At 66.7% G+C, this 25,466-nt stretch carries 22 protein-coding genes; 12 read left to right on the top strand and 10 right to left on the bottom strand.

Going from position 1 to position 25,466, the window contains the following annotated elements:
* The first annotated feature begins 1,169 nt into the window (after nt 1-1,169).
* From ccoN to ACERNI_RS09990, 9 genes are all read left to right on the top strand, one after another.
* Nucleotides 1,170-2,792 (top strand): cytochrome-c oxidase, cbb3-type subunit I, encoded by a 1,623-nt coding sequence (gene ccoN, locus ACERNI_RS10030; protein ID WP_448833146.1) that lies wholly within the window; start codon nt 1,170-1,172, stop codon nt 2,790-2,792.
* A 12-nt stretch (nt 2,793-2,804) separates the two neighbouring features.
* On the top strand, nt 2,805-3,536 hold the full coding sequence (gene ccoO, locus ACERNI_RS10025) for a cytochrome-c oxidase, cbb3-type subunit II (protein ID WP_448833145.1): 732 nt from the start codon (nt 2,805-2,807) through the stop codon (nt 3,534-3,536).
* A gap of 12 nt (nt 3,537-3,548) precedes the next feature.
* A complete protein-coding gene (locus ACERNI_RS10020) occupies nt 3,549-3,701 on the top strand; it encodes a cbb3-type cytochrome c oxidase subunit 3 (RefSeq protein ID WP_448833144.1) in 153 nt (50 codons plus the stop codon).
* A gap of 1 nt (nt 3,702) precedes the next feature.
* Nucleotides 3,703-4,572 (top strand): cytochrome-c oxidase, cbb3-type subunit III, encoded by an 870-nt coding sequence (gene ccoP / locus ACERNI_RS10015; RefSeq protein WP_448833143.1) that lies wholly within the window; start codon nt 3,703-3,705, stop codon nt 4,570-4,572.
* A 234-nt stretch (nt 4,573-4,806) separates the two neighbouring features.
* Nucleotides 4,807-6,369, top strand: coding sequence for a cytochrome c oxidase accessory protein CcoG (gene ccoG, locus ACERNI_RS10010; RefSeq protein WP_448833142.1), 1,563 nt, complete (start codon nt 4,807-4,809; stop codon nt 6,367-6,369).
* Nucleotides 6,366-6,857, top strand: coding sequence for a FixH family protein (locus tag ACERNI_RS10005; protein ID WP_448833141.1), 492 nt, complete (start codon nt 6,366-6,368; stop codon nt 6,855-6,857). The genes ccoG and ACERNI_RS10005 overlap by 4 nt, the downstream gene beginning before the upstream one ends.
* Nucleotides 6,854-9,211, top strand: coding sequence for a cation-translocating P-type ATPase (locus tag ACERNI_RS10000; RefSeq protein ID WP_448833140.1), 2,358 nt, complete (start codon nt 6,854-6,856; stop codon nt 9,209-9,211). The genes ACERNI_RS10005 and ACERNI_RS10000 overlap by 4 nt, the downstream gene beginning before the upstream one ends.
* Complete coding sequence (gene ccoS / locus ACERNI_RS09995; RefSeq protein ID WP_448833139.1) at nt 9,208-9,384, top strand: cbb3-type cytochrome oxidase assembly protein CcoS; 177 nt, start codon at nt 9,208-9,210, stop codon at nt 9,382-9,384. The genes ACERNI_RS10000 and ccoS overlap by 4 nt, the downstream gene beginning before the upstream one ends.
* A 104-nt stretch (nt 9,385-9,488) precedes the next feature.
* A complete protein-coding gene (locus ACERNI_RS09990; protein WP_448833138.1) occupies nt 9,489-9,917 on the top strand; it encodes a hypothetical protein in 429 nt (142 codons plus the stop codon).
* Between the two features lie 179 nt (nt 9,918-10,096).
* Here ACERNI_RS09990 and ACERNI_RS09985 read toward each other — a convergent pair whose 3' ends face one another.
* Nucleotides 10,097-11,437, bottom strand: coding sequence for a GAF domain-containing protein (locus ACERNI_RS09985; protein WP_448833137.1), 1,341 nt, complete (start codon nt 11,435-11,437; stop codon nt 10,097-10,099).
* Entirely contained in the window at nt 11,434-11,973 is a 540-nt protein-coding gene (locus ACERNI_RS09980; RefSeq protein WP_448833136.1) for a pyridoxamine 5'-phosphate oxidase family protein, read from the bottom strand. The genes ACERNI_RS09985 and ACERNI_RS09980 overlap by 4 nt, the downstream gene beginning before the upstream one ends.
* A gap of 264 nt (nt 11,974-12,237) precedes the next feature.
* Between ACERNI_RS09980 and ACERNI_RS09975 the strand changes: the two genes are divergently transcribed.
* Together ACERNI_RS09975 and ACERNI_RS09970 are read left to right on the top strand one after the other, a co-directional pair.
* Nucleotides 12,238-13,074 (top strand): arylamine N-acetyltransferase family protein, encoded by an 837-nt coding sequence (locus tag ACERNI_RS09975; protein ID WP_448833135.1) that lies wholly within the window; start codon nt 12,238-12,240, stop codon nt 13,072-13,074.
* A 223-nt stretch (nt 13,075-13,297) separates the two neighbouring features.
* Complete coding sequence (locus ACERNI_RS09970; RefSeq protein ID WP_448833134.1) at nt 13,298-13,603, top strand: hypothetical protein; 306 nt, start codon at nt 13,298-13,300, stop codon at nt 13,601-13,603.
* Nucleotides 13,604-13,753: 150 nt separating this feature from the next.
* Here ACERNI_RS09970 and recQ read toward each other — a convergent pair whose 3' ends face one another.
* Together recQ and ACERNI_RS09960 are read right to left on the bottom strand one after the other, a co-directional pair.
* Nucleotides 13,754-15,553: a DNA helicase RecQ gene (gene recQ / locus ACERNI_RS09965; protein WP_448833156.1), complete on the bottom strand. Its 1,800-nt coding sequence runs from the start codon at nt 15,551-15,553 to the stop codon at nt 13,754-13,756.
* Nucleotides 15,554-15,664: 111 nt separating this feature from the next.
* Nucleotides 15,665-16,873, bottom strand: coding sequence for an acyl-CoA dehydrogenase family protein (locus ACERNI_RS09960; protein WP_448833133.1), 1,209 nt, complete (start codon nt 16,871-16,873; stop codon nt 15,665-15,667).
* 113 nt (nt 16,874-16,986) lie between these two features.
* On the opposite strand from ACERNI_RS09960, the gene ACERNI_RS09955 reads away from it, so the two are divergent.
* Nucleotides 16,987-18,132 (top strand): acyl-CoA dehydrogenase family protein, encoded by a 1,146-nt coding sequence (locus ACERNI_RS09955; protein ID WP_448833132.1) that lies wholly within the window; start codon nt 16,987-16,989, stop codon nt 18,130-18,132.
* Between the two features lie 63 nt (nt 18,133-18,195).
* On the opposite strand, the gene ACERNI_RS09950 is transcribed toward ACERNI_RS09955, so the two are convergent.
* The 6 genes from ACERNI_RS09950 to ACERNI_RS09925 all read right to left on the bottom strand — a co-directional run bounded on the left by ACERNI_RS09950 (nt 18,196) and on the right by ACERNI_RS09925 (nt 25,446).
* Entirely contained in the window at nt 18,196-19,344 is a 1,149-nt protein-coding gene (locus tag ACERNI_RS09950; protein ID WP_448833131.1) for a DUF2218 domain-containing protein, read from the bottom strand.
* Nucleotides 19,345-19,420: 76 nt separating this feature from the next.
* Nucleotides 19,421-20,266: an ABC transporter ATP-binding protein gene (locus ACERNI_RS09945; RefSeq protein WP_448833130.1), complete on the bottom strand. Its 846-nt coding sequence runs from the start codon at nt 20,264-20,266 to the stop codon at nt 19,421-19,423.
* Complete coding sequence (locus ACERNI_RS09940; protein ID WP_448833129.1) at nt 20,263-21,330, bottom strand: FecCD family ABC transporter permease; 1,068 nt, start codon at nt 21,328-21,330, stop codon at nt 20,263-20,265. The genes ACERNI_RS09945 and ACERNI_RS09940 overlap by 4 nt, the downstream gene beginning before the upstream one ends.
* Nucleotides 21,327-22,451, bottom strand: coding sequence for an ABC transporter substrate-binding protein (locus ACERNI_RS09935; protein WP_448833128.1), 1,125 nt, complete (start codon nt 22,449-22,451; stop codon nt 21,327-21,329). The genes ACERNI_RS09940 and ACERNI_RS09935 overlap by 4 nt, the downstream gene beginning before the upstream one ends.
* Nucleotides 22,448-23,278, bottom strand: coding sequence for an alpha/beta hydrolase (locus ACERNI_RS09930; RefSeq protein WP_448833127.1), 831 nt, complete (start codon nt 23,276-23,278; stop codon nt 22,448-22,450). Before ACERNI_RS09930 ends, ACERNI_RS09935 begins: the two co-directional genes overlap by 4 nt.
* Entirely contained in the window at nt 23,272-25,446 is a 2,175-nt protein-coding gene (locus ACERNI_RS09925) for a TonB-dependent siderophore receptor (RefSeq protein WP_448833126.1), read from the bottom strand. The genes ACERNI_RS09930 and ACERNI_RS09925 overlap by 7 nt, the downstream gene beginning before the upstream one ends.
* Between the last annotated feature and the right edge of the window lie 20 nt (nt 25,447-25,466).

Genomic DNA, 25,466 nt, shown 5'->3' with positions numbered 1-25,466 from the left:
GAGGTAACAAACGTAACGATTCCTATCCGACTGACCGCGTTGGGAATTTTCCAGCACACCCCACAAAACGCCCTGGGAAAACTTCTCGCAAGAAGGCCATGCGGACCATCGGCAGGCACAGAACAGAAGCCGGAACAGGCGCGGCAGTCCCGCGATAGCGCGCCATATGGCGGGCAGACCGGGCTTTGCTTCCGTCGCCGCGTCAGCCCTACCCAGCATGGCAGTCTGCTCATCGACAACCACCGGCCGCTTCTGCGCGTGGACGGGCGCGGCTTGTCGCCTGAGCAACCAGATGCGTCATGCCCGCACTTAAACAGTCGGACGCCAATAGCGCCGCGCCCTGCCCCGTTGACATATGATCTGCCGCCCAGGGTGAGGATCCTTTGACCCGTTCGCCCGGTCCCGGTTCCGAAATGACGTCGACGCGGAGAAGGCGCCGCGATCCCGCCCTGGCGTTTGCTGGCGGGTCCGCTCTTCGACAGCCCCCGCCGCATGCGCCAGCGTCGCGTACGCCATTGCTCGGGCGCGGCGCACCGGCGCGGCCTGTCATGCCGCCAGGCCGCGCCACAGGCCCATTGCGCTTCGGATACGGCGCTGGCGCTGCTCGCGACGAACCGCGGGATCCCGCCACGCTGTTTGCGCACGCACAACGACGGGCGCCGGATTTTTTGCTGGTACAGTATCTACGCCTGCGTACAGTGGGCCTGTCTGCATCAGGGCCGCCAGATGACCGACCGCCTGGATCGCCAGCAAGCCACGACCCGCCACCGCAGGCGGCGCCCTCAAGGGGCGTGCGGTTACGCGCCCGTCCAGTACATGGCTGTCGAACGCCACCTGCCCCGGCGGCGGTGCGGCGGCAGCTACCATCAACCGCAACCGGACTCGCGCAGCTGGCGCATCGCTATGGCGGCAGCGGCCGGCCCCAGTTTTTCGCTGGGCGATTATATCGCATGGCAATCCGCTGGGGCGCATTATACAAACCACCCATGTGTATATAGGGGCAGGTTACACAGGGCGCATCATTGCATGAAAGGCGACGTCTCCGGCTGTCGCCAGCGTCAACGCCGCCAGTCGATAACTGGATGGTGATCGGGGGATTGCGCCTTGATGGGCGTAAATTCGACGCTCGTGCGGAAGCCAACGCGTAATCCAGGTTGGGGAACTGTTTCATGAAGTACGGAACAGAGATTGTATTCTCTGCAATACTGACGCTCATAGCCCTGTTGGGCGCGGCATTCGCGGTCGACGATGCATTCCGGCATCATATGCTGATCGCGGTGGTTCTGCTTGGCGGTTTCACCATCGCCCTGATGCGGAAAGAGGATTTCGTACCCGCAGGGCCGGTCGACGACACCAGATACATGGATGGGCCCATCCGTTATGGCGTCATCGCCACGGTGTTTTGGGGCGTCGTCGGTTTTCTCGCCGGCGTGGCCATTGCAGCGCAACTGGCTTTCCCCGACCTCAATCTGGAGCCGTGGCTGAATTTCGGCCGTCTGCGGCCGCTGCACACGTCTGGCGTTGTGTTCGCGTTCGGCGGCAACATCCTGATCGCCAGTTCGTTCTACGTGGTGCAGCGCACCTGCCGCACGCGCCTGTTCGGCGGCAACCTCGCCTGGTTCGTCTTCTGGGGCTACCAGCTGTTCATTGTCATGGCGGCGACCGGCTATCTGCTGGGCATCACCCAGTCGCGCGAATACGCCGAGCCGGAGTGGTACGTCGACCTGTGGCTGACCATTGTCTGGGTGGTCTACCTGTTCGTCTTCATGGGAACCGTTCTGCGGCGCAAGGAGCCGCACATCTACGTCGCGAACTGGTTCTACATGTCGTTCATCATCACGATCGCGATGCTGCACGTGCTGAACAACCTGGCCGTGCCGGTGTCGTTTGTCGGCTCGAAGAGCTATTCGGCCTTCTCGGGCGTGCAGGACGCGGTTACCCAGTGGTGGTACGGCCATAACGCGGTCGCGTTCTTTCTCACCATCCCCTTCCTGGCGATGATGTATTATTTCGTGCCGAAGCAGGTGAACCGGCCGATCTATTCCTACCGCCTGTCGATCGTCCACTTCTGGTCGATCATCTTCCTCTACATCTGGGCCGGTCCCCACCACCTGCATTACACGGCGGTTCCCGACTGGGCCCAGACGCTTGGCATGGTGTTCTCGATCATGCTGTGGATGCCCTCGTGGGGCGGCATGATCAACGGCCTGATGACGCTTTCGGGTCGCTGGGACCTGATCCGCACCGATCCGATCGTGCGCCTGATGGTGGCGGCGATCGCCTTCTACGGCATGGCGACCTTCGAGGGGCCGATGCTGTCGATCAGGTCGGTCAACGCGCTCTCGCATTACACCGACTGGACCATCGCCCACGTTCACGCCGGCGCCCTGGGCTGGAATGGCATGATCACCTTCGCCGCCGTCTACTTCCTGGTTCCGAAGCTGTGGGGCCGCGAGCGGCTGTATTCGGTCCGCATGGTCAACTGGCACTTCTGGCTGGCGACGCTGGGAATCGTGCTCTACGCCTCCTCCATGTGGGTGTCGGGCATCATGCAGGGCCTGATGTGGCGCGAATACGATTCACAGGGCTTCCTGGTCTATTCGTTCGTCGAAACCGTCGCCGCCATGCACCCCTATTACGTGATGCGCGTCACGGGCGGGCTGTTCTACCTCGCTGGCGGCTTCCTGATGGCGTGGAACGTCTACCAGACCATCCGGGGACGGGTGCGCCACGAAACTCCGATGGGAGTTCCGGCGCCAGCCACCGGCGCCGCTGTACAGCCGGCTGAGTGAGGAGTGAAATCCATGTCATTTTTGAAGCGTCACTCCAAACTCGAAAAGAACGCCACCCTGCTGCTGATCATGTCGCTGCTCGTGGTGACGGTGGGCGGCATCGTCGAGATCGCGCCGCTGTTCTACCTGCAGAACACGGTCGAGAAGGTCAAAGGCATGCGGCCCTACACGCCGCTGGAGCTCGCCGGCCGCGACATCTACATCCGCGAGGGCTGCTATGCCTGCCACTCGCAGATGATCCGTCCGTTCCGCGACGAGGTTGAGCGCTATGGCCATTACAGCCTCGCGGCTGAGTCGATGTATGACCACTCGTTCCAGTGGGGCTCGAAGCGCACAGGCCCTGACCTGGCGCGCGTCGGCCAGCGCTATTCCAACGAATGGCACGTGCAGCATCTGATCGAGCCGCGCGCCGTGGTGCCGGAATCGGTGATGCCGGCCTACGCCTTCCTGAAGGACAGGCCGCTCGATGCGAAGGGCATCGCCGCGCACCTCGTGGCCAACCGCCGGGTGGGCGTGCCCTACACGGACGAGATGATCGCCAACGCCGAGGCCGACATGAAGGCCCAGGCCGATCCGGACGCCGATACGAGCGGGCTGGAAGCCCGCTATCCCAAGGCCAAAGCGGCGAATTTCGACGGCAACAAGCAGGCGCTCACCGAAATGGACGCCATGGTGGCCTATCTCCAGATGCTCGGCACGCTGGTCGATTTCTCGACCTATGACGAAGCCGCCGGCCGCCGCTGAGGGGGAACGAACATGGAAACCTATACCGCCATGCGTCACATGGCCGACAGCTGGGGTCTGTTGGCCATGGTGCTGTTCTTCATCGGCGCTGTGACTTTCGCATTCCGTCCTGGCAGTCGGGCTCTTTCAGACGACGCCGCCCGCATTCCATTCAGGGACGAGTGACATGAGCGAAAAGCAGATCGATGAAATTTCGGGCGTTTCGACCACTGGTCACGAATGGGACGGCATCAGGGAACTCGACAACCCGATGCCGCGCTGGTGGCTGATCGTCTATTACGCGACCGTCGTCTGGGCTCTTGCCTACATGCTCGCCTATCCGGCGTGGCCGCTCATCACCCGGGCGACAACCGGCCTGCTCGGCTATTCCAGCCGCGGCGAGGTCCGGCAGGAGCTGGAGGCCGCGACAACAGCAAAGGCCAGCTATATCGCTGAAATAAAGTCCAAAACGGTCGAGCAAATTCTGGCCGACGGAAATTTGCGCACATTCGCCGCCGCAGCCGGCGCCGCCGCCTTCAAGGTGAATTGCGTGCAGTGTCACGGTTCAGGCGCGCAGGGCTCGCCCGGCTATCCGAACCTGAACGACGACGAATGGCTGTGGGGCGGCAAGCCCGAGGATATTCGCAGGACCATTGCCCACGGCGTCCGCTTTGCCGAGGACAAGGACACCCGCATGTCCGAAATGCCGGCGTTCGGCGGCATGCTCCAGCCGAAGCAGATCACCCAGGTCGCGGCCTATGTGCTGTCGCTTTCTGGCAAGGCCGGCGACGCCACGCCAGCGGACCTGGCTGCCGGCAAGGACATCTTTGCCCAGAACTGCGCCGCCTGCCACGGCGGCGACGGCAAGGGCAACCGGGAGCTGGGCGCGCCGAACCTGACGGACGCCATCTGGTTCTACGGTTCGACGCCGGAAGCCATCGCCCAGCAGATCAGGGCGCCGAAGCACGGCGTCATGCCGGCCTGGGGCGCGCGTCTCGGTGACGTCACCGTCAAGGAACTGGCTGTCTACGTCCACGGGCTTGGGGGTGGCGAATAAAGCTGCGGCGTTGACGCCCTGGCCCGATGACCGGGTCCGGAGCAGGTTCAGGAAAAGAGGTTACCGCTTTTCCTGAAAAGCAGCGCGCCCATCGCGCGCGGCCTGCGCCTGACCAGAAAGACAGACTGCTTCCGGCGAACCCGGTTTCGCCGGAAGCAGTCCCGGCCATCGCCCGCCGGCGTCCACATCTGGAGACTGACCGGCGTTCCTGCGAACGCTGCGGGAGGTATGACGATGCTTGAAGCGTCGGAAGTTGAAACATTTGACGCGACGGCGGTGAATTCGGCGCGGGTGCGCCAGCCGCTCTACGCGGCGCGCAAGAAGATCTTCCCCAAGCGCGCCGAGGGCCGCTTCCGGCGCTTCAAATGGATCGTGATGCTGATCACGCTCGGCATCTATTATCTGACGCCGTGGGTGCGCTGGAACCGTGGCCCATACGCGCCGGATCAGGGCGTGCTGGTCGATCTCGCCAACCGGCGTTTCTATTTCTTCCCGATCGAGATCTGGCCGCAGGAATTCTATTTCGTCGCCGGCCTGCTCATCATGGCTGGCTTCGGACTGTTCCTGCTCACGTCGACGGTTGGGCGCGCCTGGTGCGGCTATACCTGCCCGCAGACCGTCTGGGTCGACCTGTTTCTCGTGGTCGAGCGCGCCATCGAGGGCGAACGCAACGCCCGCATCAAGCTCGACGCCGCCCCCTGGTCGGCGAACAAGCTGTTCAGGCGCGTCGCCAAGCATACGATCTGGCTGATCATCGCGGCATTGACGGGCGGCGCGTGGATTTTCTATTTCGCCGACGCCCCGACCCTGGCGCGCGAACTGGCCACCGGCCAGGCGGCGCCGGTCGCCTACATCACCATCGCGATCCTCACCGGCACCACCTACGCGTTCGGTGGTCTGATGCGCGAACAGGTCTGCACCTACATGTGCCCGTGGCCGCGCATCCAGGCGGCGATGCTCGACGAAAATTCGCTGACCGTCACCTATAATGACTGGCGCGGCGAACCGCGCTCGCGCCACGCCAAGAAGGCGGCGGCGGCGGGACAGGTGGTTGGCGACTGTGTTGACTGCAACGCCTGCGTCGCCGTCTGCCCGATGGGCATCGACATCCGCGACGGGCAGCAGCTCGAATGCATCACCTGCGCCCTCTGCATCGACGCCTGTGACAGCGTTATGGACAAGATCGGCAAGGAGCGCGGCCTGATCGCCTATGCGACGCTGGCGGAATACGAATCCAACCGGCTGCTGGCGACAGCAGGCGGCGCCTCGGCCATCGACCCGCGACGCGTGCGCGACGACAACGGCAAGTTGTCCGACAAGGTCGCGACTTTCCATCTGAAGAAGCTGCTGCGACCGCGCAACCTGATTTATCTCGCCGCCTGGTCGGCCGTGGGTCTTGGCCTCATTTATGCCCTGCTCACCCGCGAGCGGCTGCAGGTGAACGTGCTGGCCGACCGCAATCCGCAGTTCGTCGTCCTGTCCGACGGTTCGATCCGCAACGGCTACACCGTCAAGCTGCTCAACATGATCCCCGAGCCGCGCACCTTCACCGTGACGCTGGAAGACCTGCCAGGAGCGGATATGAATGTCGTTGGCATGGATCACCCGGCCGGCCGGGTCTTCTCTGTCGAGGTCGAGCCTGACAGACTGAAAACACTCAAGGTCTTCGTCCGCCAGCCGCACGACCGCATCGCCGGCCCGAAGCAGCCCTTCAGGTTCGTTGTGAAGGACACGGCTGGCCACGAAAGCGCCCAGTATGACGCGACCTTCGATTCACCCGTGGAGCCGATCAGATGAGCGCAGCGCGCAATCGTGAACTCACAGGCCGGCATGTCCTGATCATCATGCTCGCCTTTTTCGGCGTCATCATCGCGGTGAACCTGACCAATGCGTTTCTCGCCAGCCGGAGCTGGACGGGGGCCGTGGCGGAAAACACCCATGTGGCGAGCCGCCAGTTCAATGCGAAAGCTGCGGAGGCGCGCGCCCAGGCGGCGCTTGGCTGGAAGGGGCGCCTCGCCATTGCCGACGGCAGGATCAGCTATTGGCTGACCGACGCGAGCGGCAAGCCCGTGGCCGCCAGAAGCGCAACGGCGAACCTGCGGCGGCCGACCCATGCCGGTGAAGACCAGAGCGTTACGCTGACCCTGCAACCGGACGGCGCCCTGTCGGCCCCGGTCAACCTGCGGGACGGGCTCTGGAGCATCGAGATCCTTGCTGAGGCGGGTCTGGCGCAGCCCTATCGCGACGCGCGCCGCCTCACGTTACGCAATGGCGCGCTCCCATGAGTTGCTGTGCTCCTGGCGCCGACATCAACGCCGCATCCGGCGCTCCGTCCCACGATGAACTGCTGCACGCCGCCCGCGATCTCGGCAACGGCGTGGCCCAGATCGAATTGTCTGTCCCGGCGATTCACTGCGGCGCCTGCATCCAGAAGCTGGAGCAGGCTCTGGCGGGTCTTGACGGCGTCGTCAGCGCCCGCGTCAACCTTTCGACCCGGCGCGTCACCATCCGTTTCAGGCATGACGCGCCGCCGCCGATCGTCGCGACCATGACGGCGCTTGGCTACCCGCCGCACCTGCTCGACGAGGCGGCGGGCAAGGACAGGACGCTGTCAGAACTGCTGCGCAGCGTCGCCGTATCCGGCTTCGCTTCCGGCAATATCATGCTGCTTTCGGTGTCGGTCTGGTCGGGCGCCGACGGCGCCACGCGCGATCTGTTCCACTGGATCTCGGCGCTGATCGCCTTCCCGACCCTGCTCTACGCCGGCGGCGCCTTCTACCGCTCGGCATGGCGGGCGCTGCGGGCCGGGCGCATGAACATGGACGTGCCCATCGTCATCGGCGTGACGCTGGCCTATGTCATGAGCATCTACGACACGCTGCACCATGGCCAGCACGCCTATTTCGATGCCGGCGTCACCCTGCTGTTCTTCCTGCTCATCGGGCGGACATTCGATCACCTGATGCGCGACCGGGCGCGCTCCGCCGTGCTCGGGCTGGCGCGCCTCGCCCCGCGCGGCGCCATTGTCATCGCCCCGGACGGCAGCCGCGACTACCGCCCGGTCCAGGACATTGATATCGGCAACCAGCTGCTGGTCGCAGCGGGCGAGCGCATTCCGGTGGACGCGCGCGTCATTGGCGGCGCCTCGGACCTTGATTGCTCCCTGGTCAACGGCGAGAGCCAGCCGCAGCCGGTTGGCCCGGCGTCCACCGTGCGGGCGGGAACGCTCAACCTCACCGGCCCGCTGACGCTCGAGGCGACGGCGCGCGCCGGGGATTCATTCCTGGCCGAGATGGTGCGCATGATGGAAGCGGCCGAGGGCGGCCGCACCCGCTACCGGCGGATCGCCGACCGGGTGTCGGCGTTCTACGCCCCGGTCGTTCACCTGACGGCGCTCATCGCCTTCATCGTCTGGCTGGTCATGGGCGGCGACTGGCACCAGGCGCTGACCATCGCTATCGCCGTGCTCATCATCACCTGCCCCTGCGCGCTTGGCCTCGCCGTGCCCATTGTCCAGGTTGTCGCCGCCCGCCGCCTGTTCGAGCGCGGCGTCATGGTGCGCGACGGCTCGGCCATGGAGCGCCTGGCCGAAATCGACACGGTGGTCTTCGACAAGACCGGCACGCTGACCATGGGGCAGCCGCAACTGGTCAACGCCCCGGAGATCGCCCCGGATATGCTCGCCGTCGCCGCCGCGCTCGGCGGGCAATCGCGCCATCCGCTGTCGCAAGCCATCGCCAGACACGCCATCGCGGGCAATGCTGGCGGCGAGACATCCGCAATCGTTTTCGACGCCGTTACGGAAGTTCCCGGCTTCGGCATCGAGGGCTGGCGCGACGGCTCCCTCTGGCGCCTCGGCCGGGCTGGCTGGGCGCTTGGCAAGGATGCGGACGGGGAAAGCGGAGCGGCCGGCGCCGCATGGTCCGCGACGAGGTCCGGCGCGATGCTGGCGCGGGATGGGCGCGAATGCGCCTGGTTCGCCTTCGCGGACACCCTGCGCCCTGGCGCGGAGCGGGCGATCCAGGCCCTGCGGCAGGCGGGCAAATCGGTTGAGATCCTGTCCGGCGACGCCGAAGGCCCCTGCCGCGACATCGCCCGCCAGCTCGGCATTCCACGATACGCCGCCAATTTGACGCCATCAGAGAAGTTGGCGCGCATCAGGGCGCTTTCGGCTCAGACGGAACTGCCTGAGGGACCAGAATTCACTCAAAATACCGGGCGCAAGGTGCTGATGGTTGGCGATGGCCTGAACGACGCGCCGGCGCTCGGCGCCGCTTATGTGTCGATGGCCCCGGCCACCGCCGCGGATGTCGGCCGCAATATTGCCGATCTGGTTTTCCTGCGCGACAGCCTGGAAGCCGCGCCGTTTGCGATCAGCGTCTCGGAGCATGCGGGAAGATTGATCCGGCAGAACATAGCGCTCGCCCTGGTCTATAATGCGATTGCGGTGCCCATCGCCTTTCTGGGCCTGGTCACGCCGCTGATCGCAGCGGTGGCCATGTCCGGCTCGTCGATCCTGGTCATCGCCAATGCGCTACGGTTGCTGCGCGCGGGAGAGAAGCCACCTGTCGCGGCGGCGCCCGGAGCGTCCGCCGTTGGCCATTATCCGGGCCGTTATTCGGAAGGAGGCGCCACATGAGCGTCCTCATTTATCTCATCCCGGCCGCCCTGCTGTTTGGCGGCGCCAGCCTCGCCGCATTCATGTGGGCGATGAAAAGCGGCCAGTACGAGGACCTGGACGGGGCCGGGGAACGCATCCTGTTCGATGACAGCGATCCGCTTGCTTCCCGGCATGGCGAAACCGCAGGATAACGCCCGAGGCTGCAAGACCCGGCCACACAGCTGCTGGCGCATGCGCGACCCGCAAAGCTCAGACGCCGCCAGAACTTCATCCAGGCCCGACGAGGGAACGGACCATGACCCGCACCGGATTGCTGGCTGTCGCGGCCATGATGATATGGCCTGCCCTGGCCATTGCCGACGACAGCGCGTTTCAAAAGCGCGACGCCAATGGCGATGGCATCGTCACTTACGCCGAGCACGCCGCCATCGTGACGGAGGACCTGCGCCGGATGGACAGCGACAACGATGGCCGGATCACGCTTGCCGAATACGCCGCCGATCTCGGGCGCGACATGCCCGGCGCGTCCTCCCAGGTCCTGCGCGCCGTAGCCGCCTGCATGTTCAAGGCGCTGGGGCAGAAATCCGCGATTTCAACCGACGACATGCGCGCCTTCCAGGACCGTGTTTTCAAATGGCTGGCGGGAGAGGACGGCCAACTGACCAAAACCGAAGCGGCCCGGACGCCGCCGCCGGACATCGTCCCCACCCCCGTGTGCCATTGACGCCAGATCGTGAAGTTGCTGACGCGGCCACGGCCTGCAAAGCTTGTGGTCTGCAAAGCTTGTGATTTGCATGACGCGTTTCCCTACAGGAAATACCACGCGCCGCCTGGGCCCGGGCGGGAGCGACGGGCGCGCGAGGGCCGGCCAATGATCGCGAAATCCCGCGCGCCGGCAACACGCTACTCCCGGATCGCCAGGGTGAGCGCCCCGCTGGCCTCCAGGCGCACGCGCCCCCGGCCGATCCTGACCACCCTTATGGGCGCCTGCTTCTCGTCAAGACGCCGGCGCAGCAGGAGCAGACGGGTTTCGAGATTGTCCTTGATTTCCGGCATCCGGCCGCCGGCCGCGAGCCGCATCTCGCGGTTGGTGAACTCGCTTCGCCCCTCGCTGAGCCGCCACTCGATCATCAGCCGCAGCAGCGCCCCCGCGACGCCTTTCACGATATAAACGCCATCGACGAACACGCTGTCGTCGAACCGGTGACAGATGATGCGAATGTCGGTTTCGGCGGCGACCGGCGCGGGGCCGGGCGGCGTCTGTCCGGCCTCGGCGGCGGCGGCTTCGTTCTCGCTCGCCCGCAAGGCGTGGGCAGCCTGGTCCGCCAGCATCTCCAGCGCCGCCTCGTCTTCCTCGCGGAAGGCCAGCCGCCCGGCGCTCTCGGCAAAGAGCACGCCAACCACGACGCCGCGCGTGACCATCGGAACGGCAATCTGGCTCATGGCCATGGGCAATTGCGGGAAAACAACCGTGCGCGTGGCGTCCTCCGCAGCGCCTGCCTCAAGTGCGATGGCTTCGCCAAAGCGGCGCACACGACTCATGTCGCTGACCTTGATCGTCTGCCCGCTGGCCGCCGCCGCGCCAATCAATCCCCCGGCGCCAGTGATTTCTGAGCCAAGCCCCGAGTCCGCGTACCCCATGCTGCCCGTTGTAATCAGGCTCTGGCGATGGCTGTCATGAATAAGCACGAGCGCGTTGGCGTATCCCAGCACTTCACGGACGCCGCGAAGCAGGCTGTCGATAATGGCGCCCGCCTCCGCCTGCCGCCCGATGAACCGGATCGCTTCCGCAAGGGCCGGGAGGCTGACAGGTTGCCGGCGCGGCGCCGCGGCGGTTGTGGCCACGGGGGACGGGACCTGCTCGATCCCGTGCACCCGGAAGATATCCGCGCTTTTGAGCCGCATGACGTCGGACATGCCAACCTGCGCGCTGCTTGCCTTGAGTTGCCCGGCAATCCTGTCGAAGAGCGGACCGGCGTCAATCGCGCGCACGAAGCTGATGTCGAGCAGGAACTGCTCGCCAGTCAACCCGTCAACGAGCATCAGGGTCACTTTCGGATTGGCGCGGATGTTCGCCGCCGTCTTCGCGAAAAACTGGTTGGACAGCGCCACATGCGCGTCGTCGACCCGCACCACGTGGGAAAGATAGGAAATGTTCGGCATGCCATCGGCCGAAGCGGTGGCGATGATGGAAGGGATCACCCCTTCGAAGCAGGCGGACAGGTCGGCGAGACGCAGGCTCATCGGACGTCGGCGCCCGTCATCATGCCAGCGTGGGGGCCGGGCGTCTGAACGTAGATTTCCTGAATGGACAGCCGGGCGACGCGCGCCTCCCGCGCCGTCAGCCACGGCGCAATGATGTGCCGCGCCACGCCGAGACGTTCAAGCTCATCGGTCGCGGCGGCGATGAACCGGCAAGTCTGGTCAGAGATGTGGTCAGGACTGGAGACCCCTGTCTCGCCCAGCACGGCGCGCCCCTTGAGCTGGAAGCTGACATAGTCAGCCGGGCTGACGAAGGTGACGGCCAGCCGCCCGCTCTGGCGGATATCGGATACCAGACGCGGCCACTGCCAGCCGGAAAATATCAGATCAATGGTCGCGCGGTCTTCCAGCACGTTGAAGCCAACGCCACGGCCAGCGGACGGACGTCCGGCATCGTCAACCCCGGCAAGGATGCACATCAATGGCCGCCGCAAAAATTCCAGAAGCCTGTCATCAAGCCGCATCGTCACCGCCATCGCCAGCCCCCGGCTTGCCTGGCGGAATTTTAGGATATCCATCGCGTCTTGCACATTGATTTAGGAATAACCGTTTTCCAGACGCGCTATAACCGTCCTGCCCAGCCGGACCGGAATGCGCCCCACGCCCCGGACTGGCGGACATGGTCCAGGACAAACCCACCAGGACAAACCCTCCTGAACAACGCCTCCGCGACAGCGACAGCGTTGTGGCGGCGCGGCCTGAGCTGGCGGCGGACCACCTGAAACAACATCTTCCCGAAACCGGACAACGGTCAGTCAAACGACTGACCGAAGGATGCCCGTATGCTTGCGACGGAACCCCAGGCCGCCCTGACGGCCACACAATGCGACGCCTATCTCGCGCGGATCGGCATGGCGGCGCCCGCCTCCCCCGACCTCCGAAGCCTGACCGCGCTGCACCAGGCCCACCTGATGGCCTTCACCTGGGAAGCGCTGGACGCTTTCATGGGATGGCCGTCCCCGGTCACCCCGGCGGGCGCCTTCGCCAAGATGGTTGAGGGAAAACGCGGCGGCTGGTGTTACGAGATGAATGGCCTGTTTGGCGCGGCGCTGGCGACGCTCGGCTTCCAGGTCACCCGGCTTTGCGGCGGCGTTGACCGGGAAAAACTTGGCGACCTCGCCATCGGCAACCATCTGACGCTGCGCGTCGATCTGGACCGTCCCTATCTGGCGGAAGTTGGCGTGGCGGATGCGATTGTCAGGCCAACGCCGCTGGTCATCGGGCCGTTCAGCCAGCGCGGCTTCGACTTTTCAATCGCGCCCGCCGGCGACGGCTGGCTGCGCTTCAACAACCACGCGCGCGGCATTGCCCGGAGCTTTGATTTCCGGCCCGACTACAGCGATGAAGCGACCATGGCCGCGATGCATGGCTGGCTGATGCGGGACCCTGGCTCGCCGTTCGCCAATGCCCTGGCGGTGTTCAGGCATACAACAGACGGCTATTTTGCCCTGCAGAATGAAACACTGCGTCGCGTCACCGCGAACAGTGTTGATGAGCAGCGCATCGCCAGCGCCGATCACCTCGCCGGGACGCTTGCAGGCATTTTCCAGCTCGAGGTTCCTGATCCACAGCGGATTTGGGAAAGATTGCAGGAAACGAAGCGGGACAGGGCCGCCTGAGCGGCGCCGCGATTGCGAACATCGCATGGCGCGTGTCCGGGCGCATGTCCAGGCCCTGGCCGGATCATCCCGGCCACAAGGACCGCTGCAATCGACGCGCGACGACCCTGGTCACGGCGGCAAATGCGCTGCGAGGGGCCGACGTCGCGAACGCGAAATCGCATGGCGTCAGCGCGACAGCCGCCGCAGCACGCACCTGATGTCCGCCCGCCGGCGCCGTTACATGGCGCCGGCGGGCGGGGGCAATTTACCGGCAAACCCGGACATGCCGGAAGACAGGCCGGCCAAAGCGGTCACGGACCGGATGACCAAACCGGTTGCGCACAACCACGCGCCGCGTGGTGCAATGGCGGTGCACATGATGGTGGTGATGGCGCCCGGCATGCGGATGCGCATGGTGCGGCGGGCGCGGCCTGGCATGGGGCGGGCGATGTTGGGGCGGACGATGTTGGGCCAGCTCGATATCGGCAGTCGCCGTCAGGGGAGCAGGGCTCAGAGGCGCGGCGCTTGCGCCCAGGGCAAGGCCTGATCCGAACAGGATTCCCGCAACAAAAAGCGCCAGACGCTTCATCGTCATTATCCATTCCTTCCGATTTGCGAATCCCAGTGTAGCATCCTTCCCGGCGAGCAACGGAACCCGGGGGCCTGCGATGCCCAGGGGCAGATCGCTCCTGCCCCCTCACCCATGGCCGGCGATGACAGCGAGGAAGGCGTCGCCATAGCGCTCCAGCTTGGCCTCGCCGACGCCGGGCGCCCGCGCCATCTCGGCGCGCGATGTGGGCCGCGCTGAGGCCAGCTCAACCAGGGTCCTGTCGTGAAAAATCACATAAGGCGGCGTGTTTTGCGCGCGGGCGATTTCGGCGCGTTTGCGCCTTAGCGCCTGAAACAGCTCCTGATCCACATCGGCGACGGCGGACCGGGCCGCGCCGGACGCGGCGGCCTTGTGACGTCTGGCGCGGGGCGGCGCCGGCGCGCGCAACATCAGCGCCGGCCGCTCGCGCAGGAAGTCGCGGCCGGCGGGCGCGATCGACAGGCCGCCATGGCCCGAGAGATCGACATCAACCAGACGCAAGGCGATCAGCTGGCGCAGGATCGCCCGCCAGGTGCGGCCATCGTACTCGCCGCCAATGCCGAAGGTGGAGATCTGATCATGCCCGAAGCGGGCGATGCGCTCATTGTCGGCGCCAAGCAGCACGTCGACAATGTAGGCCTGCCCGAAGCGCTCGCCCGTGCGATAAATACACGACAGGGCCTTTTGCGCCGCGATGGCTCCATCAAACAGCTCTGGCGGCTCGGCGCAGGTATCGCAATTGCCGCATGGCGCGCAGTGATCGCCAAAATACGACAGCAGCACCTGCCGGCGACAGCCTGCTGTCTCTGCCAGTCCCAGCAGAGCGTCGAGCTTCTGTCGCTCCATGCGCTTGCGGGGCTCTGGCGCCTCGGAATCCTCAATGAACCGGCTGCGCAGCGCTATGTCCTCATAGCCATAGAGCATCAGCGCGTCGGACGGCAGGCCGTCGCGGCCCGCCCGGCCGGTTTCCTGGTAATAGGCCTCGATGCTGCCTGGCAGGTCGATATGGGCGACGAAGCGGACGTCCGGCTTGTCGATGCCCATGCCGAAAGCCACCGTGGCGACCATGATGACGGCTTCGCCATGCTGGAAGCGCATCTGGTTGGCCTCGCGCGCCGCCTTGTCCATGCCGGCATGGTAAGCGAGCGCATCATGGCCAAGGCCCTGAAGCCAGGCGGCGGTTTCCTCGGTCCGGCGTTTTGACAGGCAGTAGACGATGCCGCTTTCACCCGGGTGGCGCTTGAGAAACGCCTTGAGCTGCGCGCGCGGGTTGTCCTTCTCCTCAATGGCGTAGCGAATGTTGGGCCGGTCAAAGCCGGCGATGAAGGCGTCCGCTTCGGAAATGGCGAGATGGGAGAGGATTTCGGCGCGCGTCGGCGCATCCGCCGTCGCCGTCAGCGCCATGCGCGGCGTATCGGCGAAGCGCTGCACGACCGCGTCAAGCTGGCGGTATGACGGCCGGAAATCATGCCCCCATTGCGACAGGCAGTGCGCCTCGTCGATGGCGATGACGGAGAGCTTCACGCTCTCCAGCAATTCCAGCACGTCGGGCCGCAGCAAGGTTTCCGGCGCCACGTAGAGCAGATCGAGCGCGCCCGCGCGAATGTCGCGCCACAGGAGGCGCCGCTCCTCCCACGGCAGATCCGAGTTCAGCGCCGCCGCCCGCACGCCCGCCTGCCGCAATGCCGTCACCTGATCGGCCATGAGCGCCAGCAGCGGCGATACCACGAGCCCCATGCCGGCCCGCGCGAGCGCCGGGATCTGGTAGCAAAGCGATTTGCCGCCGCCGGTCGGCATCAGCACGAAGGCGTTGTGGCCCGCAATCACATGCGCGACGATGTCCGCCTGCGGTCCCCTGAAGGCGTCGTAGCCATACACGGTCTTGAGAATGTCGAGGGCGGCGGTCATCGGCTGCAACATGGGGAATCACGGGAGCCCCTTCATAGCAGCTTCGCCGCCATGCATGCGCTTTTGCCTGCCCGGCGACGGGCGCGCCGCAAACCGCCGCGTCAGTCTGGCTTACAGGCCGAGCTGGGCCTTGGCGATGATGCCGCGCTGGATTTCATTCGAGCCGGCGTAGATCGAGCCGGCGCGATCGTTCAGATATTTGAGCGGCGCGATCGCGGCGGCGCGCGGACCGAATGCTGTGTCCGCCAGGTGCGGGATCAAATTGGGACCGCCAGCGATTCCCGCCGCCGGCTGGAAAGCGACGCCGTATTCGCCTGCGGCCTCAAGCGCCAGTTCGGTGAGGTGCTGGCTGAGCTCCGTGCCGAGAATTTTCATCGCGGAGCCCGCCACGCCCGGGCGGCCACCGCGCGCGGCCTCCGCCAGCACGCGAAATTCAAAGCTTTCCAGCACATCGACGCGCATCTGCGCCGCCGAGAGTCGGGCGCGGAACAGCGGATCGTCGATCAGCGGGCGCAGCCCCCCGGCGGCCAGCTCGCGAATGCGCGCCAGCCGCACCTGGAGCTCCGGCGCGTAGGCCGAGCCACCGCGCTCGAACTCCAGCAGGTATTTCGCGACCGTCCAGCCGTCATCAATGGCGCCGACCACATTGCTGACCGGAACGCGCACATCCTCAAAAAAGATCTGGTTCTGGATGCGCTCCCCCGACGACATGACAATCGGGTGCACGGTGACGCCGGGCGTATCCATGGGGATCAGCAGGAAGGTGATTCCGCGCTGCGGAACGTCTGATTGCCCGGTGCGGACCAGACAGAAAATCCAGTTGGCCACATTGGCGTGCGTGGTCCAGATCTTGGTTCCGTTACAGACGAAGCTGTCGCCATCGCGCCGCGCCGTCATCGCCAGCGCCGCGAGATCCGAGCCGGCCTGCGGCTCGGAATAGCCCTGGCACCAAAAATGCTCGCCGGACAGCATGCGCGGCAGAAAATGCGCCTTCTGCGCCTCGCTGCCATGACCGATCAGCGCCGGCCCGCACATGGCGATGCCCATGGGCGAGAGCGGCGGCGCGCCGGCGAGCGCCCGCTCGCGGCTGAAGATGTAACGCTGGGTCACGCTCCATTCGCAGCCGCCATGGCGGCGCGGCCAGGCCGGCGCGGCCCAGCCCTTGCGATGCAGGCGCGCCTGCCACTCCATGGATGCGTCATGGTCGCCATAGACACTGGTCATCCAGCGGCCAGCGGCGCGCAGGTCATCGGTCAGTTCGGCGTCGAAGAAAGCGCGTACTTCCGCGGTGAAAGCCTGATCAGCGTCGGTCCACAACATGACTGTCTCTTCCCTTCAACGCCGCCGGCGCCCGCGCCACGCGCTCTCCGCTCATATCGCATTTGATTGTCCGGTCAAATGATGCGATGCGGATGCAAAAGCGGGAGTGAAGAATGGATTTCGCGCCAACAGAAGAGCAGGCCCTGTTGAGGGGCGCCGTCGCCGGATTGCTGTCTGCGCGATACGCATTTTCCGACCGCGTCGCCGCCTCGCGCGCCGAACCGGGGTTCCGCCCGGACATCTGGCGCGCCCTTGCCATTGACCTCGGCCTTGCCGGCATGGCCGTCACGGAGGCGGCGGGGGGCCTCGGCCGCGCCTTCGCCGACCAGATGGTGGTCATGGAGGAACTAGGCCGGGCGCTGGTCATCGAACCGCTGGCCGAGACCTGTTTCCTGGCCGCCCCACTGCTTGAGCGCGCGGGCGGGCCGGCGGCGCAGGCGCTGCTGCCGCGCATCCTCGCCGGCGAAGCGCGCGTGGCGCTGGCTTTCGGGGAGCCGGACATGCGCTCCGAATTTGCCGACATCGGCCTTGCGGCGGTCGCGGCCGAGGGCGGCTGGCGGCTGGACGGCGCCAAGTCCGTGGTGACGACCGCGCCATGGGCCGATCACCTCATCGTCGCCGCGCGGACCGCCGGGCGGCGGGGCGACGCCATGGGTCTGTCGCTGTTCGTGGTTCCGGCCGATGCGCCCGGTTTGCAGCTTGACGCCTATCCAACCATCGACGGCCGCAGGGCCGCCGATCTCACATTTGCGCATGTCCAGGCGCCCCGCGACGCGCTGCTGGGCGAAATGGATGCGGCGTTGCCGCTGCTCGAATGGGGCCGCGATCACGCGATCGTTCTGCAAGCCGCGGAAGCGACGGGCCTGCTGGAGCGCCTGCTGTCCGATACCGTGGCCTATTGCCAGGAGCGCAAACAGTTCGGCAAGCGGCTGTCGTCTTTCCAGGCATTGCAGCATCGCATGGTCGACATGTACCTGCAGGTGGAGCAGGTGCGCTCGGCCGCCATGTTCGCGGCGCTCAGGCTTGAAGCGCCGCCCCGGGAGCGGGCCGCCGCGGCGTCCACGGCGAAAGTCACCGTCGCCAACGCCTGCCGCTTCGTCGGACAAAACGCGGTGCAGTTGCACGGCGGCATGGGCATGACCGACGAGTTGCCGATCGGGCATTATTTCAAACGCGCCACCGTGATCGAAACCGAACATGGCCGCGCCGACTGGCACCTGCAACGCCACGCGCGGTCCATGGCGGACAACGCCGCCTGACGATTCCACGGACAGCGCGGACTGCGGCGCGCGGGCCCGCGCGCTCATCCGTGTCCGGCGGCTTCAGGCGCGGGCTGGCGCAGGAGACGGGATGGCGTCAGCAGCGGCGAGCTGCTGTTCCCGCCCCAGCTCCTGCAGCTTGTGGCTGGCGTGCTGCTCCTCGGCCATGCCGTCGCGCCAGTAGCTCACGATGAGATGTTGATCCCGTCTGGCGCGCAAGCGCTCCCGGGCCCGGGAGCGGATCAGGCGGGCTGCCCCATATTCACACGCCGCCCACAGATAGACGTCTGGCCCATCCTCCGGCCAGGCAAGCGTTTCGAATGCATCCACCAGAGGGGAGCCCCCCTGCCCGTCGCGACAGAGCCATGTCACCGCGACGCCCGCCGGCGCCTTCAATGGCTGGATGCCGGCGGCGTCCGCCACTTCCGCCATCACCAGGCCTGACGCATCGTCCGGCAACGCCTCCAGCATGCGGGCAACGGCGGGCAGTCCGGTTTCATCTGCCAGAAACACATATCGCTCCGCCCGACGCAGGCCGCGCCCACCCGGCCCGGCAACGCCGATCACATCGCCGGCGCGCGCCCTGGCCGCGAAAGCGGCGCCTGGCCCGGCCTCGTCATGCAGGACGAAATCGATGGCGAGATCGCCGGCGCCAGCGTCGATGCTGCGGATGGTGTATTTGCGAATGGCGGGCCGGCGATCGGCGGGCTGCTCCACCAGGCGTCCATTTTCATCCATCAACGGCCAGGCGGGCGCGCGGACGCCTGGCGGCGGGATGAACAGCCGCACATGCAGCGCCTCCAGCGTATCGAAATGCTCCAGTCCCTCGCCGTGAAAGTGGATGCGGCGCATATGCGGGGTCAGCGCCTCGATCCCCATCACCGTCAGCAGACGGAAGTCCGGCGGCGGCGCCTCTCCGGCGCCATCACCGTCCCAGATCATCACGGCCTCCGCGCCGGGCGGCGCGAACTCCCGCACATGGCTGGCGATCGCCGCGCGCAGGGCGCGCAAGGCGCCAAGGTCCGGCGCGGATACCGTTGCCTCCAGCCCCGCGCCGGCGACGCGGACATCCCCATGCGCCGCGCCGAGAACGATCTGCGCCGCATCATTCGCCAAAACGACGCCAATGTCGTGGTCAGCCAGATGCGCGCAAAGTCGCTCCAGCAGTCTGGATGGGCCCGAAACAGGAACGTGGCCGCGCGTGGTGAACATGAGGCATCCTCAACAGGGGCCGGACTGGGCGCGGCCGGCCCGTGACCGGGCGGTGACGCGCCATGGAAAACTTGCGTCAGGAGGGCGGCCGCGGCCGGCCCGCCATCCCGGAGCGCGGAAAATCCTGATCGATGACGCCATCGACCATGATCTGCAGTCGCCCGGCCGAGCAGCGCTCCACCCGGGCGTCGACGCCATAGACCTGCGCCAGCAGAGCCGGCGTCAACACCTGATCTGGCGCCCCCTCGGCGGCGAGCTTGCCCTGGCTGAGCATGACCATATGGCTCCCCCAACGGGCGGCCATGGCCAGATCATGCAGCACCACAATCACGATCATCCCGGTGTTCGCCAGGTCGCGCGCCACCCGCATCACCTGCTCCTGGTGGCGCAGGTCCAGCGCGCTGGTCGGCTCATCGAGCAGCAGGGCCGCCGGGCTGCGGACGATCGCCTGGGCAAGGGCAATGAGCTGCCGCTGGCCGCCGGACAGCGCATCGAGCGGCTCCAGCGCCAGCGCCCCGACGCCAAGACGCTCCAGGGTCGCCATGGCGCGGGCGCGCAGCGCCGGCTGTGACAGGGGTAAACCGTCCTCCGGCGGGCTGGCGGCGAGCGCCGCGACCACCGTTTCCAGCGCCAGCAACCGCGCGCCGGCCGGCAAGCTTTGCGGCATGAAGCCAACGCGCCGCGCCCAGGCGCCGCCCGTCGCGCCCGACAGCGCGAGGTCGCCAAGCCGGATCACGCCACGGGCCGGCAGCAAGCCGGCGACGCCGCGCAGCAACGTCGACTTGCCCGCCGCGTTCGGGCCGACAAGCGTGGTGACGCTGGCCGGCGGCAGAGGCGCCAGGCTCAGCTGGTCGATCACCGGGCGGCCCGGATAGCCGATGCTGACGCCGGTGATGCTGAACGCTGCGGCCTGCGAATTCACGTCTGCCTCCGGCGCAGGATCAGGGCGAGGAACACCGGCAGGCCGATCAGCGAGGTCACCAGCCCAACTGGCAACACCACCCCTGGCGTCACCATTTTGCTGGCGACGGAGGCAAAGGACATGACGACCGCGCCGGTGAGCGCGCTGGCCGGCAAGAAAAACCTGTGATCCTCGCCAATCAGCATCCGCGCGACGTGCGGACCGACCAGGCCGACAAAGCCGATCACGCCAACGAAAGCAACCGCCGTGGACGCCAGCAGGCTGGCGCGCAGCAACGACAGAAAACGCAGGCGCCCAACATTGATCCCGAAACTGGCCGCCCGCTCGCTCCCGAGCCTCAGCGCCGTCATGCGCCACGACGCGGCGAGGGAGAACGGCAGCGTCACGACGAGCACCGCGCCCATGGCCAGAACGGTGCGCAGGTCCGCCCGCCCGAGACTGCCCATGCTCCAGAACACGAACTGCTGCAGGGCGTCCGCCGTGCCCAGGAATTGCACAAGCGCCAGCAGGGCGTTGAAGGTGAACACCAAAGCGATGCCGCACAGCACCAGCACCTCCTGGCCGCCGCCGGCGCGGCGGGCCAGCGCCTGCAACAGCAGCACGGAGCCAAATGCGAACAGGAAGGCGTTGACCGAAACTGCAACGCCAGCCGGGACGAAACCCAGCCCAAGGCCCAGAATGATGGCCAGCGCCGCGCCGAAGGACGCCGCGGCGGAGACCCCAAGCGTGAACGGGCTGGCCAGCGGATTGTCGAGAATGGTCTGCATCTCGGCGCCCGCGAGGGAAAGCGCCGCGCCAACGCACACCGCCATCAGCGCCACGGGCAACCGCACCTGCCAGACAATGACCTGAACGGCCCGCCCGGCGTCGCCAAACGTCAGCGCCGCCCAGATCTGCGCCGCGCTCAGGCCGGCTGGGCCCGTCATCATGTCGAGCAGCAGGCCGGCAAGGGCAAGGGCGCCAAGCCCGGCGACAAGCAGCGCCCGCCGGCGCAGCCGGGCGCCGTACAGCGCCAGAACGCGCGCGCCCTCGCCGCTCAGACCGTCGGCTCCGCTCGCGTTCATGACCGCTCCGGCCCGATCCAGAGCGCGCCATCCAGAGGTATCGCTGAAAACGCCGCAGCCCCGGCCAGGGTCGCGGCCGGGTCAAGATCCGCACATCGCTCCGGATGCAGCCATCCCGCAAGGCGTTCTATGGCAACCACGTGCAATGGCGTGTCGTTGAACAGGTGCCAGAGGCCGAACGCCCGGCGCCCGGAAACAGCTTCGAGCGCAGTGATGCCCGGCGTCGCCAGCAGCCTGGCGAAACTCTGCTCCGCAACCGCGCCACCGACGCCGAGCCCCAGAACCAGGCCGCCGCTTTTCTCCAGATGGCGGCCGCCGGTCGCCACGTAACAGTCCGGATTGGCGACCAGCAACTGTTCAAGGCTGACCTGCCCTGAGGCGCCCGGCAGCAGCGCGCTGGCGACATTGTCGCCTCCGGCCGCCTGGATGAAATCATTGAGCGTGCCCCGCCCAGGCGAGGAGCAGCATTCCGTACCGCCCGCATGGACATGCATGAAGACGCGCGGTCGCCGCGCCCCGGCGACCATGCCGGCGACCCGTTGCAGCCGTGCTTCGTAGAAGCCGATAAACCGCTCCGTCTGTTCGTCCTGCCCTGTCAGACGGCCAATGGCCCTCAGGCTGGGAACCGTGTCGGCAAGCGGCTGGCTGAAAAAATCCACCACGGCGACAGGCACGCCCGCCGCCTCCAGCCGGGCGACCAGGTCCCCCGGCCCGGCCCCGGCGTTGGCCCCGCCGCGCGGCGCCAGCACCAGGTCCGGCGCCAGCGCCACGACGCGCTCCAGCGAAAACCCGCCCGGCGTCGCCCCATCGCCAACGACAGGGACATTGGCGATCGCCGGGAACCGCGCCTTGTAGCGCAGGTAGGCGTCCGGAACCTGACGCACGAAATCAGAGCCCCAGCCGGCAAGGATCGAAACGGGATCCGGGTGGATGAAGCCGAGGGCATTCAGCTGCCGGCCCTGGGCCAGAACGATCCGCCTTGCCGGCGCTGGCAGGGTCACGGTGCGCCCGAGCGCGTCGGTGGCGCTGACGGCGCCCACCCGCGCCATGGCGGCGCGCGCCACGGCCGGCGCCGCCAGCGCCCCCAGCACAAATGACCGGCGGGAAAGCCTTCGGGTCATGGGCGACATCCTTCAGTTACCCCGGCCTGGCCAAGGGCAAAGGCAACCGCCCGCGACAGCATCGCCGGTATCACCGATATATGGTTCTCATCCGGAAAGACCGTGAACGTGCACGTCGCCGCCCCACACGCGGACAGGCGTTGCGTCAGTTCAGCGGCGTTGTCGCGCATGCGCGCCATGGCGCGACGCGCGGCGCGCTCCGGGCTGTCGTCCGCATGGCGCTCCTGCTCGTCGCCGCCCACCGTGACCAGCAGGCGTGGGCGTGCGCCATCCGGCGGCGGGATGAAGGCCGTTTCCGCCGCGCGCAAGGAACCGGCGGCGCGCCAGATGGACGGGCTGCCGGCAATGAAGGCGGCGAAGGCGGATGGCCTGGCGAACAGGGCGTGCAGGACAAACAGGCCGCCATAGGAGTGGCCCACGAGGGCGCGCTGCGTCGCATCCAGCGGCGCCAGGCCCCCGACCCATGGCAGGATTTCATCAAGCAACGTGGCGAGGAAGCGGTCCGCCCCACCGTCCGCCGGCAACAGGTCGCCGGCCCGGCGCCCAACGTCAAACAGGGCTTCGCCCGGATAGCCGACGCCAACAATCACGGCCGGCCCGACGCCCGTGACGCCAGGACGACCCGACTGCAAACGCATCGCCATCACGGCGGCGGCGAACAGCGCCCGCCCGTCGACCAGCGCGATGACCGGGAACCCGGCCGGCGGCGGCGGCGCTTCAGGAATGTGGATCAGCAGGCTGTACGCCGCGCCGTCCCGCGCGGCGCAGGCGAATTCCCTGGAGCCCGGCAGGACGAACGGAGCCCCTGCGCCGCGCGCTGTCACCATTTGTAAGACAACGTCGCCAGCACCGTGCGGCGCAGCCCGAAGGAACAACCTGTGGTGGAGTAGCAGCCGGAAATATATTCCTTGTCGAACAGGTTGTGGGCGTTGACCTGCACCTTCCAGCCCTTCAGCGCCGGCCGCGCCACGCCGAAATCGTAGCTGATGGCCGCTTCTGCCAGCGTATAGGCTGGCGTCCAGAACGTGTTGCCCGCATCCCCCGCGCCCTTGCTCACGTAACGGACGCCCACGCCAAGGCCAAGGCCGGCCAGCGCGCCAGTGTCAAAGGTATAGTGCGCCCACAGCGATGCGATATGGCGCGGCGCGACAGGCGGACGCTTGTGCAGGTCGACGCCGGCGCTCTTTGTCACCTCGGCGTCCGTATAGGCATAGGCCGCGACCAGATCGAGGTTCCTGAGCACCGTGGCGCGGGCCTCCAGCTCGACCCCGCGCGCCCGGATCTCCCCGGTCTGGATCTGGAAGCCGGGATGAGCCGTATCGGTGGTCGCCACATTGGTCTGGCGGATCTGGTACACGGCGGCCTGAAGGAAGAGGCCGGAGCCAGGCGGCTCGAATTTGAAGCCCGCTTCGTACTGCTCCCCTTCCGTCGGCTTGAACGCCTGCCCCCCGTAGCTGACGCCCGCCAGTGGCTCGAATGATGTCGCGTAGCTCACATAAGGCGCGAAGCCGTTGTCGAAATTGTACATCAGCGCCACGCGGCCGGTCGGCGCCGTGTCGTTCTGCCGGGTGATGGTATTTTTGGCATGGTCGCGGGTGCTTGATTCAGCCCAGTCGAAACGGCCGCCAACCAGCAACATGAGCCGGCCCAGCCTGATCTGGTCCTGGGCATAGACGCCATACTGACTCGTGGTCTGCGTTGTCAGGGTTTTTGGGGACAGGGAGAACGGCCGCCGGCCATAGATGGGATTGGTGAAATCAAGCGTCTGCACCACGCCCGGGAAGCCGCCGTTGGACCAGCCGTCGGTCCATGCGGCGTCCGCGCCCAGCAGCAGCTTGTGGGTCAGCGGGCCAGTTGTGAAGTCCGCCTGCAACTGGTTGTCGACAGTCGCCGTCTGCGCCTTTTCATCAAACGCCGTGACGCGGCGGCTCAGGGTTTTCTGGTCCGCGCCAATGCCGGCCACCGCCACGGTGCGGAAGTTGGACTCGAGGTCCGAGACGCGCACGTTCTGGCGGAAGGTGAAGACGTCGTTGAACTTGTGCGAGAATTCGTAGCCGATATTGGCCTGGTTGCGGCTGTAGCCCTCGAAATTCGGCTCGCCGGGGAAGAAGTTGCTGCGAATGCGGCCGGCCCGGCTTGGCAGAACCGTCCCGACCGCGGGGATGAAGCCATAAAACCCGGTTTCCGGGTCGCGCTGATAGGAGGCCAGGATGGTCAGGCTGGTGGCGTCATTGGGCCGCCACGTCAGCGACGGCGCGATGAAGATGCGCTCCTCGCGGGTATGGTCGACCTGGGTGTCGGCCGCGCGGCCAAGACCAACCACCCGGTAAAGCAGGGTCTTGTCCGGGTTGACGGGGCCGCCAATGTCAAACGCCGCCTGGGCGCGCCCATAGCTGCCGGTCTGCAACTGGACTTCGCCATGGGCGACGTCGCGCGGGCGCTTGCTGACCATGTTGACAATGCCGCCTGGCTTGACCTGCCCGAAGATCACTGAAGCCGGCCCGCGCAGAACCTCAACGCGCTCAAGCCCCCAGGGATCGTAGGCGGGCGCCAGGTAGTTGACGCCCCGCAGATAGCGGAGCCCGTCCAGATAGCCCACATAGCCGGCGCCGCTGCCCGAGCCGCCGAACCCGCGCACGAACACGCTGTCGTAGCGGCCGGCGGACAGCCTGGTTTCGCCGAGAACGCCCGCCGTATAGCGCAGGGCCTGGCCCACGGTCTGCGCCGCCTGGTCATCCATCTGCTGGCGCGTCACCACGGTAACGGATTGCGGCGTTTCCATGATGGACGCGTCGGTTTTGGTCGCGGTGCTGCTGCGGCGGGCCACATAGCCATTCACCGGCCCGGTCGCGCTCTCACCCTGAACGCTGATGGTGTCGAGATTGATCGCGGCGTCCTGTTGCGCGAACGCGGCGCCCGACCAGCCCGCGACGATCGCCGCAAGCGCGGCGCCTGTCATCAGGGCGCTGCGATTGTCCAGGATTGCTCGTGCCATGACCCTACCCTTGCGCGCCG

Source organism: Camelimonas sp. ID_303_24, from assembly GCF_053543495.1.
Note: the sequence above shows the minus strand (reverse complement) of the source record. Positions and strands in the feature narration are given on the sequence as shown.

Excerpts from the sequence above, each read along its gene's own strand:
- ccoN (WP_448833146.1), top strand. The coding sequence starts at position 1,170 with ATGAAGTACGGAACAGAGATTGTATTCTCTGCAATACTGACGCTCATA.
- ccoO (WP_448833145.1), top strand. The coding sequence starts at position 2,805 with ATGTCATTTTTGAAGCGTCACTCCAAACTCGAAAAGAACGCCACCCTG.
- ACERNI_RS10020 (WP_448833144.1), top strand. The coding sequence starts at position 3,549 with ATGGAAACCTATACCGCCATGCGTCACATGGCCGACAGCTGGGGTCTG.
- ccoP (WP_448833143.1), top strand. The coding sequence starts at position 3,703 with ATGAGCGAAAAGCAGATCGATGAAATTTCGGGCGTTTCGACCACTGGT.
- ccoG (WP_448833142.1), top strand. The coding sequence starts at position 4,807 with ATGCTTGAAGCGTCGGAAGTTGAAACATTTGACGCGACGGCGGTGAAT.
- ACERNI_RS10005 (WP_448833141.1), top strand. The coding sequence starts at position 6,366 with ATGAGCGCAGCGCGCAATCGTGAACTCACAGGCCGGCATGTCCTGATC.
- ACERNI_RS10000 (WP_448833140.1), top strand. The coding sequence starts at position 6,854 with ATGAGTTGCTGTGCTCCTGGCGCCGACATCAACGCCGCATCCGGCGCT.
- ccoS (WP_448833139.1), top strand. The coding sequence starts at position 9,208 with ATGAGCGTCCTCATTTATCTCATCCCGGCCGCCCTGCTGTTTGGCGGC.
- ACERNI_RS09990 (WP_448833138.1), top strand. The coding sequence starts at position 9,489 with ATGACCCGCACCGGATTGCTGGCTGTCGCGGCCATGATGATATGGCCT.
- ACERNI_RS09985 (WP_448833137.1), bottom strand. The coding sequence starts at position 11,437 with ATGAGCCTGCGTCTCGCCGACCTGTCCGCCTGCTTCGAAGGGGTGATC.
- ACERNI_RS09980 (WP_448833136.1), bottom strand. The coding sequence starts at position 11,973 with ATGGATATCCTAAAATTCCGCCAGGCAAGCCGGGGGCTGGCGATGGCG.
- ACERNI_RS09975 (WP_448833135.1), top strand. The coding sequence starts at position 12,238 with ATGCTTGCGACGGAACCCCAGGCCGCCCTGACGGCCACACAATGCGAC.
- ACERNI_RS09970 (WP_448833134.1), top strand. The coding sequence starts at position 13,298 with ATGGCGCCGGCGGGCGGGGGCAATTTACCGGCAAACCCGGACATGCCG.
- recQ (WP_448833156.1), bottom strand. The coding sequence starts at position 15,553 with ATGACCGCCGCCCTCGACATTCTCAAGACCGTGTATGGCTACGACGCC.
- ACERNI_RS09960 (WP_448833133.1), bottom strand. The coding sequence starts at position 16,873 with ATGTTGTGGACCGACGCTGATCAGGCTTTCACCGCGGAAGTACGCGCT.
- ACERNI_RS09955 (WP_448833132.1), top strand. The coding sequence starts at position 16,987 with ATGGATTTCGCGCCAACAGAAGAGCAGGCCCTGTTGAGGGGCGCCGTC.
- ACERNI_RS09950 (WP_448833131.1), bottom strand. The coding sequence starts at position 19,344 with ATGTTCACCACGCGCGGCCACGTTCCTGTTTCGGGCCCATCCAGACTG.
- ACERNI_RS09940 (WP_448833129.1), bottom strand. The coding sequence starts at position 21,330 with ATGAACGCGAGCGGAGCCGACGGTCTGAGCGGCGAGGGCGCGCGCGTT.
- ACERNI_RS09935 (WP_448833128.1), bottom strand. The coding sequence starts at position 22,451 with ATGACCCGAAGGCTTTCCCGCCGGTCATTTGTGCTGGGGGCGCTGGCG.
- ACERNI_RS09930 (WP_448833127.1), bottom strand. The coding sequence starts at position 23,278 with ATGGTGACAGCGCGCGGCGCAGGGGCTCCGTTCGTCCTGCCGGGCTCC.
- ACERNI_RS09925 (WP_448833126.1), bottom strand. The coding sequence starts at position 25,446 with ATGGCACGAGCAATCCTGGACAATCGCAGCGCCCTGATGACAGGCGCC.